Raw genomic sequence first — 15,916 nt, 5'->3', positions numbered from 1 at the left:
TTAATATTCTCTCTTCAATACATAGCCATAGGCTTGTTTATATCCATTTGATTGTTCAGTAATGTATACACCTTGTATTTCCGGCGCAAAACCAGGCAGTTGATTAATACCTTCTTCTAAGGCTAAGAAATAGTCACACGCAGTTTTGGACCAACGCTCCCCTGGCTGCACACATATTACACCTGGCGGATACGGAAGAGCCCCTTCAAGGGCAATACGTCCTTCTGCTTCGCTTAGCGGTACTAATTCGCCTTTATTTCGTTGGAACTCAAAGTTAGCTTCTTGTGGATTCATTACATAGTCAGGGAAGTATTCACGTGAGAATAATCGCTGTTGCAGAAGGCTTACATTTCTAGACTTATAAAAGTCATGCATTTCTTGGCATAACTGACGAATGTGATAGCCTTTATATTTATCTATATGACTATAGTAAATCGATGGCAATACCTCTTCCATCGGGACATCGCGATCTATGAGTTCTTCAAACCGAACGAGTTCCGCCACTAGCGCATCCATCTTATGCTTAGATTCTGCTGGTGTCATGAGGAATAAGATCGTATTTAAATCACATTTTTCAGGAATAATTCGATTTTCTCGTAAATAATTAGCAAGAATATTCGCAGGGGTGCCAAACTCTTCATATTCTCCAGTTTCCACATCGATTCCTGGTGTAATCAGTTGAAATTTACAAGGATCGATAAAATATTGCCCCTTACCATAGCCTTTAAACGAGTGCCACTTGGCTTCTGGCTCAAAAGCAAAATATTTTACATCACAAGCCATCTCATGGGTATTTCCCTCTTTCCATGGTTTACCATGAACAATTGGAGGTACTAAGGGGCGTAAATATTTACATTGTTTCAATACGGCTTTACGCGCATCAATAGCTACCTCAACACATTCACGCCATAATGTTTGTCCTAACTCGCCTTCATGAATTTTCGCATTAACATCAAGCGATGCAAATAATGGATAAAATGGAGATGTAGATGCATGCATCATAAAAGAGTTATTAAAACGTTTATGATCCACATAGCGTTCTTGTCCCTTTATATGACTGTCTTTTTTATGAATTTGGGATGTTTGTGAAAAGCCAGCTTGTTGCTTATGTACTGATTGAGTAACTAAAATGCCAGGATCATTTGGGCCCAATTCTAACAACAATGGACTACAGTCTTTCATCATAGGAATAAACTGTTCATACCCAACCCAAGCAGAATCAAAGAAAATATAGTCGCAAAGATGGCCTATTTTATCTACTACTTGGCGCGCATTATAAATTGTACCATCATAGGTTCCTAGTTGAATAACTGCTAATCGAATAGGACGTTTTGCATTTGCTTTTTCAGGTGATTTTTCTGCCACTAATTGACGTATATAACTTTCATCAAAACAATGATCTAAAATACCGCCAATGGAGCCAAAGGGATTACGTGCTGTCTCAAGATATATAGGCGTAGCACCAGACATAACGAGGCCACCATGGCAGATAGATTTATGATTATTACGATCATATAAAATAATATCCCCTGGTGTTAAAAGGGCATTAAGAACTACCTTATTCGCTGAAGATGTACCATTTAACACAAAATAAGTTTTATCAGCATTATAGACTTTAGCTGCATGCGCTTGCGCATCATAAGCATAGCCTTCGTGAATTAAAAGATCCCCTAATTTTACATCTGCATTACAAAGGTCTGCTCTAAATATATTTTCCCCAAAGAAATTGTAAAAGGCACGCCCCGTAGGATGTTTATAGAAAAATTGTCCCCCTTGATGACCTGGACAATCAAACTGTGAATTTTCATCCCCTACATAATCAGACAAAGCCCTGAAAAATGGTGGTAAAATAGATGCTTCATAGTTTGCTACAACTTTCTCTATCTCTGATGTACAGTCGTCGATACTCATAGATAAGAGCTCTATAATGGACGTAATACGATTTTCATAAAGAGATATATCTCTAGATGCATCAAGTCTTAAGACAATAATAGGTATACCAAAGGAGCTAATTTGATTATTATTCACAAGATCTAGCTCACCATCGTCGATAACAACAGCACCTACATCTGTAAAATCTGTTTCAAAAATGTCAACACATGTGCGTCCTGCTATGGATTTAATTTTGGATTGCACGGAATCAGATAAAGCAACCTTTAAATGTTTCACAGTCTTCTCCTTTCGTAACTAAATATCATAGTCAACATATACTACAACACCACATATAGAATAAATATAATATTCATAGAATACAATAATCATAAAACATAATATTCGTATCATATAACGAATAAAAAGGCTCTCTACTCAAAGAATAGAGAGCCTTTTGGTTTTAGATTATTCAGCTGCTTCTTCTTCAGCTTCAATATGCTTAGGAGCTTCTGGTTTCATCAATGGGAACAACAATACATCGCGGATGGATGCAGAGTCTGTTAAGAACATAACGAGACGGTCAATACCAACACCTAAACCTGCTGTTGGAGGTAAACCGTATTCAAGAGCTGTAACGAAGTCTTCATCCATACGGTGAGCTTCATCATCGCCAGCTTCGCGTTCTTTCAATTGATCCAAGAAACGTTGTTTTTGGTCGATTGGGTCATTTAACTCGGAGAAGCCATTTGCCAATTCACGACCATAAATGAACGCTTCAAAACGTTCTGTAGCCAATGGATTTTCACGACTTGCTTTCGCAAGTGGAGAAATTTCTTTTGGATGACCATATACGATAGTTGGTTGAATCAAGTTTTCTTCTACATAATCTTCGAAGCAAAGATTTAAGATTTTACCAATACCATCATTTTCTGTATATTCTACATTTAAACGATCTGCAATAGCACGAGCTTCTTCTACAGTAGTAACTGCATCAAAGTCTTCACCAGTGTATTTTTTTACACCTTCAGCCATTGTGATACGATTCCAAGGTGGAGTCAAATTGATTTCTGTACCTTGGTATGTGATTTCTTGTGTACCTAGAACCTCTTGTGCACAGTAGGACACAAGATTTTCTGTTAAGCGAATAGCATCCTCAACATCGCCATAAGCTTGGTAAGATTCGATAGTAGTGAATTCTGGATTATGACGGTTGTCGATACCTTCGTTACGGAAGCAACGGTTCATTTCGAATACGCGGTCCATACCACCAACGATCAAGCGTTTAAGGTATAATTCTGGTGCAATACGCATGTAAATATCGATATCAAGCGCATTGTGGTGAGTGATGAATGGACGAGCTGCAGCACCACCAGGGATAGCATGCATCATTGGTGTTTCTACTTCCATGAAACCATCACGCATCATGTATTCGCGAATTTTAGCAACGATTTGGGAACGTTTTACAAATGTATCACGCACTTCAGGATTTACAATCAAATCAACATAACGTTGACGGTAACGAAGTTCTGTATCCTTTAAACCATGCCATTTTTCTGGCAACGGACGTAAAGATTTAGATAACAAAGTTAATTTGTTAACTTTAATTGTAACTTCACCTGTATGAGTTTTAAATACATGACCTTCTACACCGATGATATCACCGATATCAAGCATTTTTACGTATTTATAAGCCTCTTCGCCCAATACATCTTTACGGAAATATACTTGAATATCCCCAGATTTATCACGAACATTGGCAAATGCTGTTTTACCATGGGAACGGATTGTCATCAAGCGCCCTGCAATAACTACAGGTTGACCATCATATTTCAAGAAGAAGTCATCTTTAATTTCTTTTGCATTATCTTTTACAATAAAACGTTGACCAAATGGATAGATGCCATCCGCTTCGTATTCAGCCAATTTGTCGCGGCGAATTTGCATTTGCTCATTCAGCTCTTCTTGTACATTTTTAATTTCTTCACTCATGTTATCGCCTCTTCGTCAGTAAATGTAAATTATTGGATTGCTAACACTTTGAATGTAACAGGACCATCTGGTGTGGAAACTTCTACTTCATCACCTTTACGTTTGCCCAAAATAGCTTTACCTACAGGAGATTCGTTAGAGATACGATTGTTGAATGGATCCGCTTCAGAGGAACCAACGATAACATATTCTAATTCATCATTGTACATTGTATCTAGTACCGTTACTTTGCTACCTACGGATACAACATCACCTTTTACGGATTCGTCGATGATTTTCGCAGTGTTAATTTTATTTTCAAGCTCTACAATATGACCTTCGATGAAAGCTTGTTCATTTTTTGCATCATCATATTCAGAGTTTTCACTGATATCGCCATATTCAATAGCAGTCTTAATACGTTCAGACACTTCAATACGACGTACAGATTTATAATACATTAATTCTTCTTCTAATTTCTTTAAACCTTCGGCGGTAAGTAATGTTTCTTTTACGTCTGCCATGGGTACCCCACTCTTTCTACATATAAATTAAATAAGAAAAAAGTGCCATAGTAAGATGACACCTTATCTTTTATTTCTAAATTATCTCAACCATTATATAAAAATACTATTCATTTGTCAATCTGACTACATTTCAGACAATATTTTACGGTATGATTCTAGCTCATTGTGAAAGCTTGTTACAGTATGAATTGTATTCACACGATTGCGCCAATATGCAGATTCAGGAAGGCCCTTCATATACCAGCCTGCATGAGTTCGTATTTCCTTAACGGCCATACTTTCACCCTTATATTGACATAAGAGATCAAAATGCTTTAACAACATGTCGAGACGTTCAATATCGCTCGGCGCCGCCAATACTTCACCAGTCGCTAAATAGTGATGAATACGATTAAAGATCCATGGATTTCCCTGTGCACCACGGCCTACCATCACCGCATCACATCCTGTTTCATCGAGCATGCACTTTGCATCCTCTGGTTCCACTATATCTCCATTACCCATAACTGGTATAGACACGGCCTCTTTTACAGCCTTAATATAAGACCAATCAGCATGTCCACTGTACATTTGCTCCTTAGTACGGCCATGTACTGCAATAGCCGCCACACCTGTAGATTCGATGCGCTTAGCAAAGTCCACAACATTGATGGAATCACTATCCCAACCGATTCGCATTTTTACGGTTACAGGCACATCAACGGCCTTAACCGCAGCCTCTGCTACACGAGCTGCTAAATCGGGATTTTTCATAAGCGCAGAACCATCACCGGAGGAAACGACTTTTTTAACAGGACAGCCCATATTGATATCTACAATATCGGCCCCCGCATCAGCTACAACCTTTGCACCGATGGCAATAGCCTCTGGATTAGACCCGAAAATTTGCATAGAAACAGGTCGTTCTACCGCTTCAATACGCAACAATTCATGGGTGCGTTCATTTTTATATTTAATGCCCATGGCGCTGACCATTTCGGTACAAACCAAGGCGGCCCCATGCTCTTTAGCAAGTAAGCGATAAGCAATATCGCTGACCCCTGCCATTGGCGCTAATATGGCTTGTCCGTCAATTTTGACAGCTCCAATTTGCCATTGTTTATTATTCATATATATCCCCTAATAAAAAGGGTACAGCATAAGCTGTACCCGAATGTACACTACTTTGTTACATATTCGTAACTATATTATAGTAGCATTATTTATTTCTTTCGTAAATAAGGCGTAAACCTTCTAATGTAAGCATAGGTTCTACATGATCAATGCAGTCCGTAGCACTGCTAATGAGTTGTGCTAAACCGCCTGTAGCTACGACAGTTACATGATCACCCATTTCAGCTTTCATACGAGATACAAGGCCTTCCACTTGACCTACATAACCATAGAACATACCCGCCTGCATAGAGGATACGGTATTCCGGCAAATGACTTGACCTGGGTCTCTTACATCAATACGTGGTAATTTAGCAGCCCGTTGGAATAGAGCCTCTGCAGAAATGGTAACACCTGGTGAGATAACACCGCCCATATAATCGCCATTGCCTTTAACCGCACAATAGGTAGTAGCTGTACCAAAGTCAATAATGATTAAATCACCTTTATAACGCTCATGTGCTGCTACAGCATTTACGATACGGTCAGCACCTACTTCACGAGGATTATCATACTTAATGGCGATACCAGTCTTAGTGCCAGGCCCAACAATAAGAGGATTTACATTGAAATAACGTAAACATACGCGCTCTAATGTAGGCATCAATGGTGGCACAACTGAGGAAATGATGATATCTTTAATATCCTTCACATCAACCTTACGGTCATGGAAGAATAGGTTCATCATCAACATGCCATATTCATCGGTGGTCCGCACACGATCCGTGGAAATACGCCAGTGACCTACAAGCTCCGTCTTGTCGTATACACCGAGAACAATATTGGTGTTCCCCACATCAATTACTAATAACATGAATGCCTCCTATTTGCGCGGACGAATTGATACGTCCCCTGCCACAATACGTTTAACTGTCCCATCAGGGATTCTTACTAATAAGTTACCATCTTCATCAATATCTGTAGCTACCCCTTCATAGGTATTTCCTGGTGCTCTTACTTCAATTTCCTCACCAAGTGTTACCGATAATTGACGCCATTCATTGAGAGTTTCCTCAAAACCACTATCGAGGACTTCATAATATTGATGTTCTAAAGATTCTAATATAATTTTAAAAGCTTCCGTCCGTTCAATATCAATGCCTTCCATAGTTAAGGATGTAGCGATCAACTTCAATTCTTCCGGGAGCTCTTCTTGTTTAGTCTTTACATTGACACCTATGCCCATAACAATATAGGAAATTTCCTCCATAGAGCCAGACATTTCGGTCAAGATGCCAACTAGTTTACGACCATTCACAAGAATATCATTGGGCCATTTAATGCCTGCATCGGTGAGTCCCATTTTATGGAACGCTTTTGTTAAGGCTACGGCTGCCATCAATGTACATTTTGGTGCTTCTACAGGTGCAAAGTCAGGGCGCAAAATGAGACTAAACCATAGACCTTTCCCAAATGGAGAATACCAGCCCCGCGATAAACGACCTCGGCCAGCAGCCTGTTCCTCTGTTACAACAACAGTACCTTCTTCTGCACCTTGTTGTGCTAAGCGACGAGCTTCTAGGTTAGTAGATTCGGTAGTGTCCATATAGACATACCGTTTTCCAAATACATCTGTTTTTAAGATTTGCTTCATTGCTAATGGACTCAACAAATCAGGTTCCTCCAATAATCGATACCCCCTCTTGGTATAAGATTCTATTTTGTAGCCTTTTTGACGTAATGCCTTGATATGCTTCCAAATAGCTGTACGCGAAACATGACACGCTTCCGACATATCCTGTCCCGATACGAAACCACCTTGGTTTTGTCTCAAGAATTCTAATACTTCATCACGCATAGTTTAGAGCCCCTTTCTTTGTCAACCTAGGTTTACAATTCGATTGTACAAGTGTACCCTGTAAAATGCAAGGGTTATTTAAAAGAATTAATGGTATAATACATGTAGTATTAAGTTATACCTTATGCAAAAGATAACAATAGTATGGTCTATCATTATCTAGGGAGATATATGAAACAATTTACATTAGAAGAAAAAAATGAGGTTCTAGAGAATCCCTTTATCCATATTCATAGAAAACTTGATGTCCTATTAAACATAGGCAAACTACTCATGGAATGTGGTGCAGATACAAATCGAATTATTGAAGAGATGTTAAAATCAGCCACATTTATGGGGATACCTCATAATTACTTAAATATTCATATTTCATATACCACTATCATGGTGAATCTATTGCATAAAGAGCGTTCCATAACAGTTTTTAGAAAAACACCTGTCCATGTTCCCAATATGGCCATGATCAATGCCGTATCTAAACTCACATGGCGCGCCTTTGAACGACATTATTCACTTACAACTTATGAACAGTTAATTTCAAAATTAGATTGCACTATTCCAGTATATCCTGATTGGATAAAGGGTATTGCTTGTGCCCTCGGTTCAGCAGGCCTTGCCTTTTTGTATAGTGGCGATATGATAGCTTTTATTGTAACTGTTATTTGTTCTCTAATCGGTTATTTTGGTCGTACCTTATCGGTACGCTTTGGTTGCAATGAATATGTAGGCATTGCAATTGGCGGCTTTGCCGCCATGGTTTCTGCCTATGGTTTCTATTCACATATTGAACAAGATTCGTTAGTTTACGTTCTTGTTTGTTGTACCTTATTTATGATACCTGGTGTACCGCTTATAAACTCCGTTATCGATACCATCAACAACCATATTTTATCGGGAATTACAAGAGCTATTAGAACGATCCTTATCGTTGGTAGCATGACCTTAGGCATGGCCATGGCATTATACTTTAGCCCTATGCCGGCCTTTAGCTTTGTAGATATTAAGCCTCATGTATTATCGATTGAGCAAATTATAGGGTCTTTTACAGCAGCCGCATCCTTTGCAGTACTATTTAACGCTCCTGTCCGATTACTAGTATCCATTGGCATTGGCGGTGTATTATGCGTATTTATCCGCAATTTATTAGCTGTTGAATTTGGCTTCTCCATTCCAGGTGCTACCTTTGTAGGCGCTGCTGTAATGAGCGTTATCTATGTAAAAGTTTCTACTTGGCTGAGAACATCTAGCACAATTATCATCGTCCCATCTGCCATAGCCTTAATGCCTGGTATTTTATATTACAGATTCCTCTTTGATATGCTTCATATCAACGCACTATCAGAGTCTGGTTTACTTCATATGGTCCAGAACGGTGTAACAGGCATCCTCACTATTGTAAGTATTGCGGTTGGTGTAGCAATTCCAAATGTACTGGCTCAAAAATATTTGAAAGCCCGAAAAGAGCGTAGAATTCAACAGTACTTGGCAACACGTCATATTAACGATGGCCAATAGCTAATCCTCACCAACTACATTACGAGCTTCACAATATAGATAGAATACTAAGTACTATAGCTAGTAATAGGTAATTATAATCAAAAGAGCATATATAAAAAGAGCTGGCCCTCAACGAGGCCAGCTCTTTTATTTAGATATCTCATTATTTGATTTCATTAGAAGGTGTTTCACTAGGAGCATCCACTGTAGCAGTGTTTTCTTTAGCTTCAACCACCTCTGGTACTACAATACCTGCCGCTTCTAGAGCTTCTTTAGACTCCTCAACTTCAGGGGCTTTCGTTGTACCATATTTGTAAAGATTATCTACCGCTTTTGCATCGATGGTTTCTTCCTCTAATAGAGCATTTGCCATATCATGTAAGAATTTCTCGTTATCGCTAAGAAGTTTTGTTACATCTTTATAAGCTTCTTCAACAATACGATGAATTTCAGCATCGATTTTTGCAGCAATTTCTTCACTATAGTTGCGTTCATGGCCAAGGTTTTTACCCAAGAATACTTGTTCTTGTTGTTCACCAAATACGATAGGACCAAGCTCATCGCTCATGCCCCAACGCGTTACCATGGCGCGTGCTGTATTCGTTACGCTTTGAAGGTCACCAGAAGCACCTGTACTGATTTCATCTAATATCAAAGCCTCTGCAATTCGACCACCAAGGGCTACGCGAATATCCGCTAATAATTGAGATTTTGTTTTGTAGTTTTGTTCCTCTGTAGGAAGCATCATAGTGTAACCACCTGCTGCGCCACGAGGAATGATTGTTACCTTATGAACAGGATCTGCATGAGGCAACAAATGTGCCACGATGGCATGACCAGATTCATGGTACGCTGTTAACTTACGGTCTTTCTCGCTCACAATATGACTGCGACGTTCAGGACCCATGCTAACCTTTTCACTAGCTTCTTCAACTTCAGCCATAGTGATAACTTTTTTGTTAAGGCGAGCCGCCAATAAAGCCGCTTCATTTAACAAGTTGTTCAAGTCAGCACCAGTAAAGCCTGGAGTTTTCTTAGCAATTGTTTTCAAGTCTACATCGTCAGCTAATGGCTTGTTACGAGCATGTACTTTTAAGATTGCTTCACGACCACGTAAGTCTGGACGACCTACGATAACTTGACGGTCAAAACGACCTGGACGCAAAAGCGCCGGGTCAAGAATATCTGGTCGGTTTGTAGCGGCGATGGTAATAATACCTTCGTTGGCACCGAAACCATCCATTTCAACGAGCAATTGGTTCAATGTTTGTTCACGTTCATCGTGACCACCACCAAGACCTGCGCCACGTTGGCGACCAACCGCATCAATTTCATCGATAAAGATGATACATGGCGCATTCTTTTTCGCTTGTGTGAAAAGATCACGCACACGAGAAGCACCAACACCTACGAACATTTCTACGAAGTCAGAACCAGAAATCGTAAAGAATGGTACCCCTGCTTCACCAGCAACGGCTTTAGCAAGCAAAGTTTTACCTGTACCTGGAGGTCCTGCGAGCAATACACCTTTCGGAATTTTAGCACCGATTGTTGTAAATTTACCTGGATCCTTCAAGAATTCTACTACTTCTTCTAATTCTTGTTTTGCTTCTTCAGCACCTGCTACATCTTTAAAGCTAACCTTTACGTTACCTTCACCCATCAATTTAGCACGGCTTTTACCAAAGTTCATCACTCGGCCACCGCCACCTTGAGTTTGTTGCATAATAAAGAAGAACAACACCACCAAGATGATGATAGGAATAGCAGAACCTAACAGGCTCATCCACCAAGCTGGTTGCTCAGGTGGAGCTGCTGTAATTTCTACGCCATTATCTTGTAATGTTTTAATTAATGTTTCATCACTTGGCGCATAAGAATTGAACTCTGTTCCATTTTTTAGTTTACCTTTAATACCATGATCATTGGTAATCGTTACGGACTCAACCTTTTTCTGTTGTACTTGTTGAATAAATCCTGTGTAACTTAGTTCAGATTTATTCGCACTTTGACCAGAGAAAGCGTCAATGGCGATAACGAAAGCGGCAATGATAAGTAAGTAAAGGACGATATTTTTTGTAAATCGACCCAAAAGATTACCCCTTTCAATAATAATTTACTTGTATAAACGAATTGAGTACATCTCATTAAGAGATGCACTCATATATTATATCATATTTTTAATTTTGATACATTTCTTCCTTTAAAATACCGATATATGGTAAGTGACGATATTTTTCCGCGTAGTCTAAACCATAACCGATAACGAAGTAATCAGGAATGATAAAACCTACATAGTCAACTTCTACGTCCATTTTACGGCGCTCAGGTTTATTTAATAACGCTGCAAGACGTACGCTTTTAGCGCCACGAGCATGTAAATTTTCTAGCAAGTAATGCAATGTCGTACCAGTATCAACGATATCCTCTACAACGAGTACATGTTTACCCTCTACAGAGCGATCCAAATCTTTTAGAATTCGTACTACACCTGTACTAGTTGTACCACTACCATAGCTAGAGCATGAAATAAAATCAAAACTTACATCTACACTATCATCAATAGCGCGAGCTAAGTCTGTAAAGAAAACGATGGCTCCCTTTAACACCCCTACAAGCACTACAGATTCATTTTTATAGTCTTCGCTAATTACTTTACCTAACTCGGCTACACGAGCCTGTAATTGTTCCGCTGTATATAAAATCTCTTTTGCGTCTTGATGCATCTATATGACCTCCACGATTCATATTAATGTTTGCAATATACCTTTATTGTATCACATTGAGCAATTACTTTTATACTTTTTATAGTGAAAGTTTTCTTTTCCCCTGTGTTAACAATGTCCAGTAATTGCTCTTGATGAGCTGATGTAAGCGTTAGATCAGAGTCAATGGTACTTACTAAACGCTGCCATAATCTCCGCTGTATTGCCAGTGGCTCCTGTCTCAAGGCACGGCGAGAGATTCTCACCTCATCCTTACCAATCGACACTAATTTATCAAAGGTTCTGGATGTTAAATCAGAGATAACCATTACATCTTCATTTACAGAACTTCCTAGTCGAACTATGGCATCTACCACAGCAGGGTTAACAGCTTCCAATTCAGGTATAATGCGATGACGAATTCTATTTCGCTGATATCGGATATCATCATTTGTAGAATCAATACAATACGTGAGCTTTCTATCGGCTAAATAAGCTAATAATTCCTCTTTTGTAACATCTAATAAAGGTCTAATCACAGGGATATCATAGTCATTGCTGACTACAGCCATACCTGTTAGCCCGTTTAATCCTGTACCTCTAATGAGATGCGCTAAAATCGACTCAGCTTGATCGTCTTTGTGGTGAGCTACTGAAATATAATCATACCCTTCAGACTGGGCAATTTCATTTAACCATTGATAACGTACGTGGCGGCCTATAGTTTCTTCAGACTTTTTATGTTCCTTACTTAGGCGCGGTACATCAAAGGTAGCGGAATAAAATGGCAGACCTAACTCTTCCACTTGATGTTGGAGCCACAAGACCTCATCCTTACTTTCAGGACGAATACAGTGATCTACAATGGCTACACCTATTTTGTACGTTGTATGACGATGCGTAGCAATATCTTGTAATAAATACAATAGAGCCATTGAATCAGGGCCACCAGAGCAAGCTACTAGAATTCGACTATTTTCAGGAAATAGATTATGTGATTTTAAGGTGTGATTAATGGTTCGAATAAGTTCTTTCACATTCACGAGCCATCGCCTCCATACCATCTTGGTCGCTCACAAATACATGAGGAACCTCATAAGCATCCATAAAGGACGTTAAAATTTCTGCACCAGCTACGATGATATCGGCACGTCCTGCAGGTAAACCTTTTACTTGTAATCGCTCATCGCGACTCATGTAACGTAAGTTTAGAATAATGCCCTCTACTGTTTCACGACTTAATTTATGACCTTGTACCTTCGTACCATCATAGTTTTCAAGGCCTAAATCAATGGCCGCTAGCGTCGTTAGCGTACCACCGATACCAATGAATTCACCAAATTCACCTTGAATCATCATGGGATCCCAAAGGAATCGAGTTTCTTCCCATACTCGTTGAGGACCTTCATCAGACATAGATTGAAGGCGTACAGCCCCTACAGGATAAGATCGGCTCCAGTAAACGCCGTCCTTATTGCCTAATGCTAATTCTGTACTACCACCACCGATATCGATAGTTGTATAGTGACGACCATCATTCAACTGATCTCCTAAGGCACCATTAAAGCCATAAATAGCCTCTTCATCGCCCGTGAGAATACGCCATTCCATCGGACAATGTTCGCTAATGCGGTCCATAAATTCAAGGCCATTAGATGCTTCACGAACAGCGCTCGTTGCAAAACCAAAGCAGCATTCCACCCCATATTGGTCTGCTAGTTTTTTTATTTCTGTAAAAGCTTGATAGGACGCTTCCATCGATTCAGTGCGCAATGTACCATCTGAATTACGTTGGCCTAAACGAGTAGTCCACAACTGTTTCGGCTCATAGTGCCATATATTATTTTCATAAGTAGCCAATAATAAGCGTACTGAATTTGATCCAATATCAATAATAGCTAACTTCATAATTGCTCCTTACATAATTAGTATGCCTCTAACACTATTATACTGTTAAGGCCTATACATAAGTAAAGAGATGGCTCAATGCCATCTCTCACTATTAATCTCGACGACCGCCTCGGCCTCCGCGTTTACCTTCTGTATTGCGTTTTAAATCGTGTAAGCGTTCATTGCTATCGCGCAAAAATGATTTCATCTTTGCTTCAAAAGCCTCTGTGCTTTGTTTAGATTGAACACGACGAGGACGTCGCTCTTCACTTGATGTCTCTTTAGGTTGTGTTTGACGAATAGAAAGGCCGATTTTATTACCTTCAATAGATAAAACCTTAACCTTTACTGGATCTTCAACCTTTAATACGGTATTAATATCTTCGACATACCCATGAGCTACTTCAGAAATATGAACTAGACCTGTTTGCTTCTCTCCTAAATCAACAAATACGCCGAATTTTGTAATACCAGATACGGTACCATCAATAATGTTACCAACTTCGATTGCCATGCAACCTCCTAATTAATGCGGAAACCTCAAACTACAAACTAATGCGAATCTAAATTACTACAGTCAAACCTATTTTACATAAGGCACTTCACCAGGTTTTACAAGGCCGAGCTCCTCACGAGCCACCCCCTCAATGGTCTTTGGATCTTGCAACTTAGCCTTTTCCTGTTCTAATTCTTCATTTCGCTGTTTTAATTCTTGCAATTGTTGCTCAATATGTTGTTTTTCTTGATATACAGCCACCAAGCGATAGGCTTGCCCTAATAATAGCAGCACCATAATCCCTATACCAATTCGCTTGATCCACATGAGGATAATACGTTGATCCTGCGCTTTGCGATTAGGTCTAACCCGTTTGCGCGGCTTTTTTGGACGTTGTACTTCCATAGTGTCTTGAGTCATAATATCCCCCAAAAATATTCATCATCTGTATACTGTCATTTTTTAATTATATCACAGAACCTCGTTAGGGACTAAATAAATTTATCTATAGTTTATCTTATATCTATCATATAGTTAAAAAGGTCTTATCAGAGATAGATTTATTAGTAACAGCCACTATGGCCTTATAAAGACTCTGCTTTATGAGCATATTCACGAATTACTGCACAAGACTTTTTAAATAAAGCTAATTCATCTTCAGCAAGCTTCAATTCAAATACATCTTCGATACCATCTTTGCCAATAACTGCTGGAGTCGATGCAAAGATTCCTTCTTCACCATATTGGCCATCTAGATAACAAGAACATGGCAACACTTTCTTTTCGTCATGAAATACAGCACGAATTAATTCTGTTGTTGCACTAGCAATGCCAAACTCTGTGGAGCCTTTACCAGCCAATACATGGTAACCACCAATTTTTACATCATCTAGCACTTGAGTATGATCAAGTGTAGGGAATCTATGAGGCAATTCTTGTTGTAATTGTACTAACGGTTTTCCTTGTACATAAACATGAGACCATGGCACCATAGCACTACCGCCATGTTCACCTAAACAATACGCTGTAATTGTACGGTTACTAATATTAAAAATGCGCGCCAATTCTTTTTGTAATCGCGCTGAATCTAAAGCTGTCCCACTGGAAATAATACGTTTTGGGTTCCAATTTAAATGTTTACATAAATAAGTAGCAACAACATCAGCAGGATTAGAAATAGAGATAATAAAACCATCAAAGCCGGACTTTTTAATTCGCGGAATAACATCCTTTAAAACCTCTACTGTATCACCAAGACTTTCTAAACGATCTTGATATAAATTTGGTAAAGGACCAGCGCTAAATACGAGAATATCACAATCCCCACAATCTTCAATAGGACCTGCAGTAGCTGTTACTTTATGAGGAATATAGCTAACAGCATCATTTATATCCATTGCCTGTGCTTTAGCTTTTTTCTCGTCAATATCCATCATATATAGTTCATCTACTTCACCTTGTAGAGCAAGAGAAAATGCTACATGAGAACCTACATGTCCAGTGCCAATAATACCTACTTTACGTAACTTCATAAGGGCCTCCTACGATTCGTACTAAAAGATATACATCTTCTAATTCAATTCCACTTAAACCAGCGATTACCAGTATATGAATCGACAATTTTAAGTTATATTAAAGCATATTGCTTGTAAAATACATAAACTATTATATACCTATTTTCTCATAGGTATATAAGAAAATAGATTTATAGTGATAAAAAAAGACTATTATAGGAAATCCTATAATAGTCCTTCTATTATATAGTTAGTCTCGTCCAGTAAAGAAGCTTACTACAGCAATCACTATAACTGCACCAACGATGGACGGAATTAATGCCATGCCTGCAAGACTTGGGCCCCAAGTACCAAGCAAAGCTTGACCTACAGAAGCCCCTACCAAACCAGCAATAACACGAAGAATAATCCCCATGCTTTGCGCCTTTTTAGTAATACGACCAGCTACAAAACCAATGAATCCGCCTACAATAATTGACCAAAGCATAATATACCTC

15 protein-coding genes are annotated in these 15,916 nt (G+C 39.1%); 1 reads left to right on the top strand and 14 read right to left on the bottom strand.

Annotated features, from left to right (window positions below; all coding sequences use genetic code 11):
* From speC to KH109_RS04985, 6 genes are all read right to left on the bottom strand, one after another.
* Positions 1 to 2,169 carry an ornithine decarboxylase gene (speC, locus tag KH109_RS05010; protein ID WP_295216412.1) on the bottom strand — a complete coding sequence of 723 codons (2,169 nt, stop codon included), beginning with the start codon at positions 2,167 to 2,169 and terminating at the stop codon, positions 1 to 3.
* A 168-nt stretch (positions 2,170 to 2,337) separates the two neighbouring features.
* On the bottom strand, positions 2,338 to 3,861 hold the full coding sequence (gene lysS, locus KH109_RS05005) for a lysine--tRNA ligase (RefSeq protein ID WP_178885356.1): 1,524 nt from the start codon (positions 3,859 to 3,861) through the stop codon (positions 2,338 to 2,340).
* Between the two features lie 29 nt (positions 3,862 to 3,890).
* On the bottom strand, positions 3,891 to 4,364 hold the full coding sequence (gene greA / locus KH109_RS05000) for a transcription elongation factor GreA (RefSeq protein ID WP_005387241.1): 474 nt from the start codon (positions 4,362 to 4,364) through the stop codon (positions 3,891 to 3,893).
* Positions 4,365 to 4,490: 126 nt separating this feature from the next.
* Positions 4,491 to 5,477, bottom strand: a complete 987-nt coding sequence (gene dusB / locus KH109_RS04995) for a tRNA dihydrouridine synthase DusB (protein WP_295216409.1) — start codon at positions 5,475 to 5,477, stop codon at positions 4,491 to 4,493.
* 88 nt (positions 5,478 to 5,565) lie between these two features.
* Complete coding sequence (locus tag KH109_RS04990; protein ID WP_119206313.1) at positions 5,566 to 6,333, bottom strand: type III pantothenate kinase; 768 nt, start codon at positions 6,331 to 6,333, stop codon at positions 5,566 to 5,568.
* 9 nt (positions 6,334 to 6,342) lie between these two features.
* A complete protein-coding gene (locus tag KH109_RS04985) occupies positions 6,343 to 7,317 on the bottom strand; it encodes a biotin--[acetyl-CoA-carboxylase] ligase (RefSeq protein ID WP_105090286.1) in 975 nt (324 codons plus the stop codon).
* A 171-nt stretch (positions 7,318 to 7,488) separates the two neighbouring features.
* Between KH109_RS04985 and KH109_RS04980 the strand changes: the two genes are divergently transcribed.
* The gene (locus tag KH109_RS04980) at positions 7,489 to 8,832 is read left to right on the top strand and encodes a threonine/serine exporter family protein (RefSeq protein WP_295216403.1); all 1,344 of its coding nucleotides are present in this window, start codon (positions 7,489 to 7,491) and stop codon (positions 8,830 to 8,832) included.
* Positions 8,833 to 8,977: 145 nt separating this feature from the next.
* Here KH109_RS04980 and ftsH read toward each other — a convergent pair whose 3' ends face one another.
* The 8 genes from ftsH to KH109_RS04940 form a co-directional block, all read right to left on the bottom strand.
* A complete protein-coding gene (ftsH, locus tag KH109_RS04975; protein ID WP_005387235.1) occupies positions 8,978 to 10,906 on the bottom strand; it encodes an ATP-dependent zinc metalloprotease FtsH in 1,929 nt (642 codons plus the stop codon).
* A gap of 88 nt (positions 10,907 to 10,994) precedes the next feature.
* Positions 10,995 to 11,540: a hypoxanthine phosphoribosyltransferase gene (gene hpt, locus KH109_RS04970; RefSeq protein ID WP_295216400.1), complete on the bottom strand. Its 546-nt coding sequence runs from the start codon at positions 11,538 to 11,540 to the stop codon at positions 10,995 to 10,997.
* 23 nt (positions 11,541 to 11,563) lie between these two features.
* Positions 11,564 to 12,562: a tRNA lysidine(34) synthetase TilS gene (gene tilS / locus KH109_RS04965; RefSeq protein WP_295216397.1), complete on the bottom strand. Its 999-nt coding sequence runs from the start codon at positions 12,560 to 12,562 to the stop codon at positions 11,564 to 11,566.
* Positions 12,531 to 13,427: a phosphatase gene (locus KH109_RS04960; protein WP_295216394.1), complete on the bottom strand. Its 897-nt coding sequence runs from the start codon at positions 13,425 to 13,427 to the stop codon at positions 12,531 to 12,533. Before KH109_RS04960 ends, tilS begins: the two co-directional genes overlap by 32 nt.
* Before the next feature lie 94 nt (positions 13,428 to 13,521).
* Positions 13,522 to 13,923 (bottom strand): S1 RNA-binding domain-containing protein, encoded by a 402-nt coding sequence (locus tag KH109_RS04955; protein WP_295216391.1) that lies wholly within the window; start codon positions 13,921 to 13,923, stop codon positions 13,522 to 13,524.
* A 69-nt stretch (positions 13,924 to 13,992) separates the two neighbouring features.
* Positions 13,993 to 14,325: a septum formation initiator family protein gene (locus tag KH109_RS04950; protein WP_005387230.1), complete on the bottom strand. Its 333-nt coding sequence runs from the start codon at positions 14,323 to 14,325 to the stop codon at positions 13,993 to 13,995.
* 164 nt (positions 14,326 to 14,489) lie between these two features.
* Positions 14,490 to 15,437 (bottom strand): L-lactate dehydrogenase, encoded by a 948-nt coding sequence (locus KH109_RS04945; protein WP_105086151.1) that lies wholly within the window; start codon positions 15,435 to 15,437, stop codon positions 14,490 to 14,492.
* Between the two features lie 232 nt (positions 15,438 to 15,669).
* Positions 15,670 to 15,906, bottom strand: a complete 237-nt coding sequence (locus tag KH109_RS04940) for a GlsB/YeaQ/YmgE family stress response membrane protein (protein WP_005387228.1) — start codon at positions 15,904 to 15,906, stop codon at positions 15,670 to 15,672.
* Positions 15,907 to 15,916 lie beyond the last annotated feature (10 nt).

The organism is Veillonella sp. (genome assembly GCF_018381775.1).
Classification (GTDB): Bacteria; Bacillota; Negativicutes; order Veillonellales; family Veillonellaceae; genus Veillonella.
Note: the sequence above shows the minus strand (reverse complement) of the source record. Positions and strands in the feature narration are given on the sequence as shown.

Bases quoted from the DNA above. Each gene is read 5' to 3' on its own strand.
- KH109_RS04955 (WP_295216391.1), bottom strand. From the start codon at position 13,923: ATGGCAATCGAAGTTGGTAACATTATTGATGGTACCGTATCTGGTATT.
- KH109_RS04940 (WP_005387228.1), bottom strand. From the start codon at position 15,906: ATGCTTTGGTCAATTATTGTAGGCGGATTCATTGGTTTTGTAGCTGGT.
- greA (WP_005387241.1), bottom strand. From the start codon at position 4,364: ATGGCAGACGTAAAAGAAACATTACTTACCGCCGAAGGTTTAAAGAAA.
- KH109_RS04945 (WP_105086151.1), bottom strand. From the start codon at position 15,437: ATGAAGTTACGTAAAGTAGGTATTATTGGCACTGGACATGTAGGTTCT.
- KH109_RS04950 (WP_005387230.1), bottom strand. From the start codon at position 14,325: ATGACTCAAGACACTATGGAAGTACAACGTCCAAAAAAGCCGCGCAAA.
- KH109_RS04985 (WP_105090286.1), bottom strand. From the start codon at position 7,317: ATGCGTGATGAAGTATTAGAATTCTTGAGACAAAACCAAGGTGGTTTC.
- lysS (WP_178885356.1), bottom strand. From the start codon at position 3,861: ATGAGTGAAGAAATTAAAAATGTACAAGAAGAGCTGAATGAGCAAATG.
- KH109_RS04980 (WP_295216403.1), top strand. From the start codon at position 7,489: ATGAAACAATTTACATTAGAAGAAAAAAATGAGGTTCTAGAGAATCCC.
- dusB (WP_295216409.1), bottom strand. From the start codon at position 5,477: ATGAATAATAAACAATGGCAAATTGGAGCTGTCAAAATTGACGGACAA.
- KH109_RS04990 (WP_119206313.1), bottom strand. From the start codon at position 6,333: ATGTTATTAGTAATTGATGTGGGGAACACCAATATTGTTCTCGGTGTA.
- hpt (WP_295216400.1), bottom strand. From the start codon at position 11,540: ATGCATCAAGACGCAAAAGAGATTTTATATACAGCGGAACAATTACAG.
- KH109_RS04960 (WP_295216394.1), bottom strand. From the start codon at position 13,427: ATGAAGTTAGCTATTATTGATATTGGATCAAATTCAGTACGCTTATTA.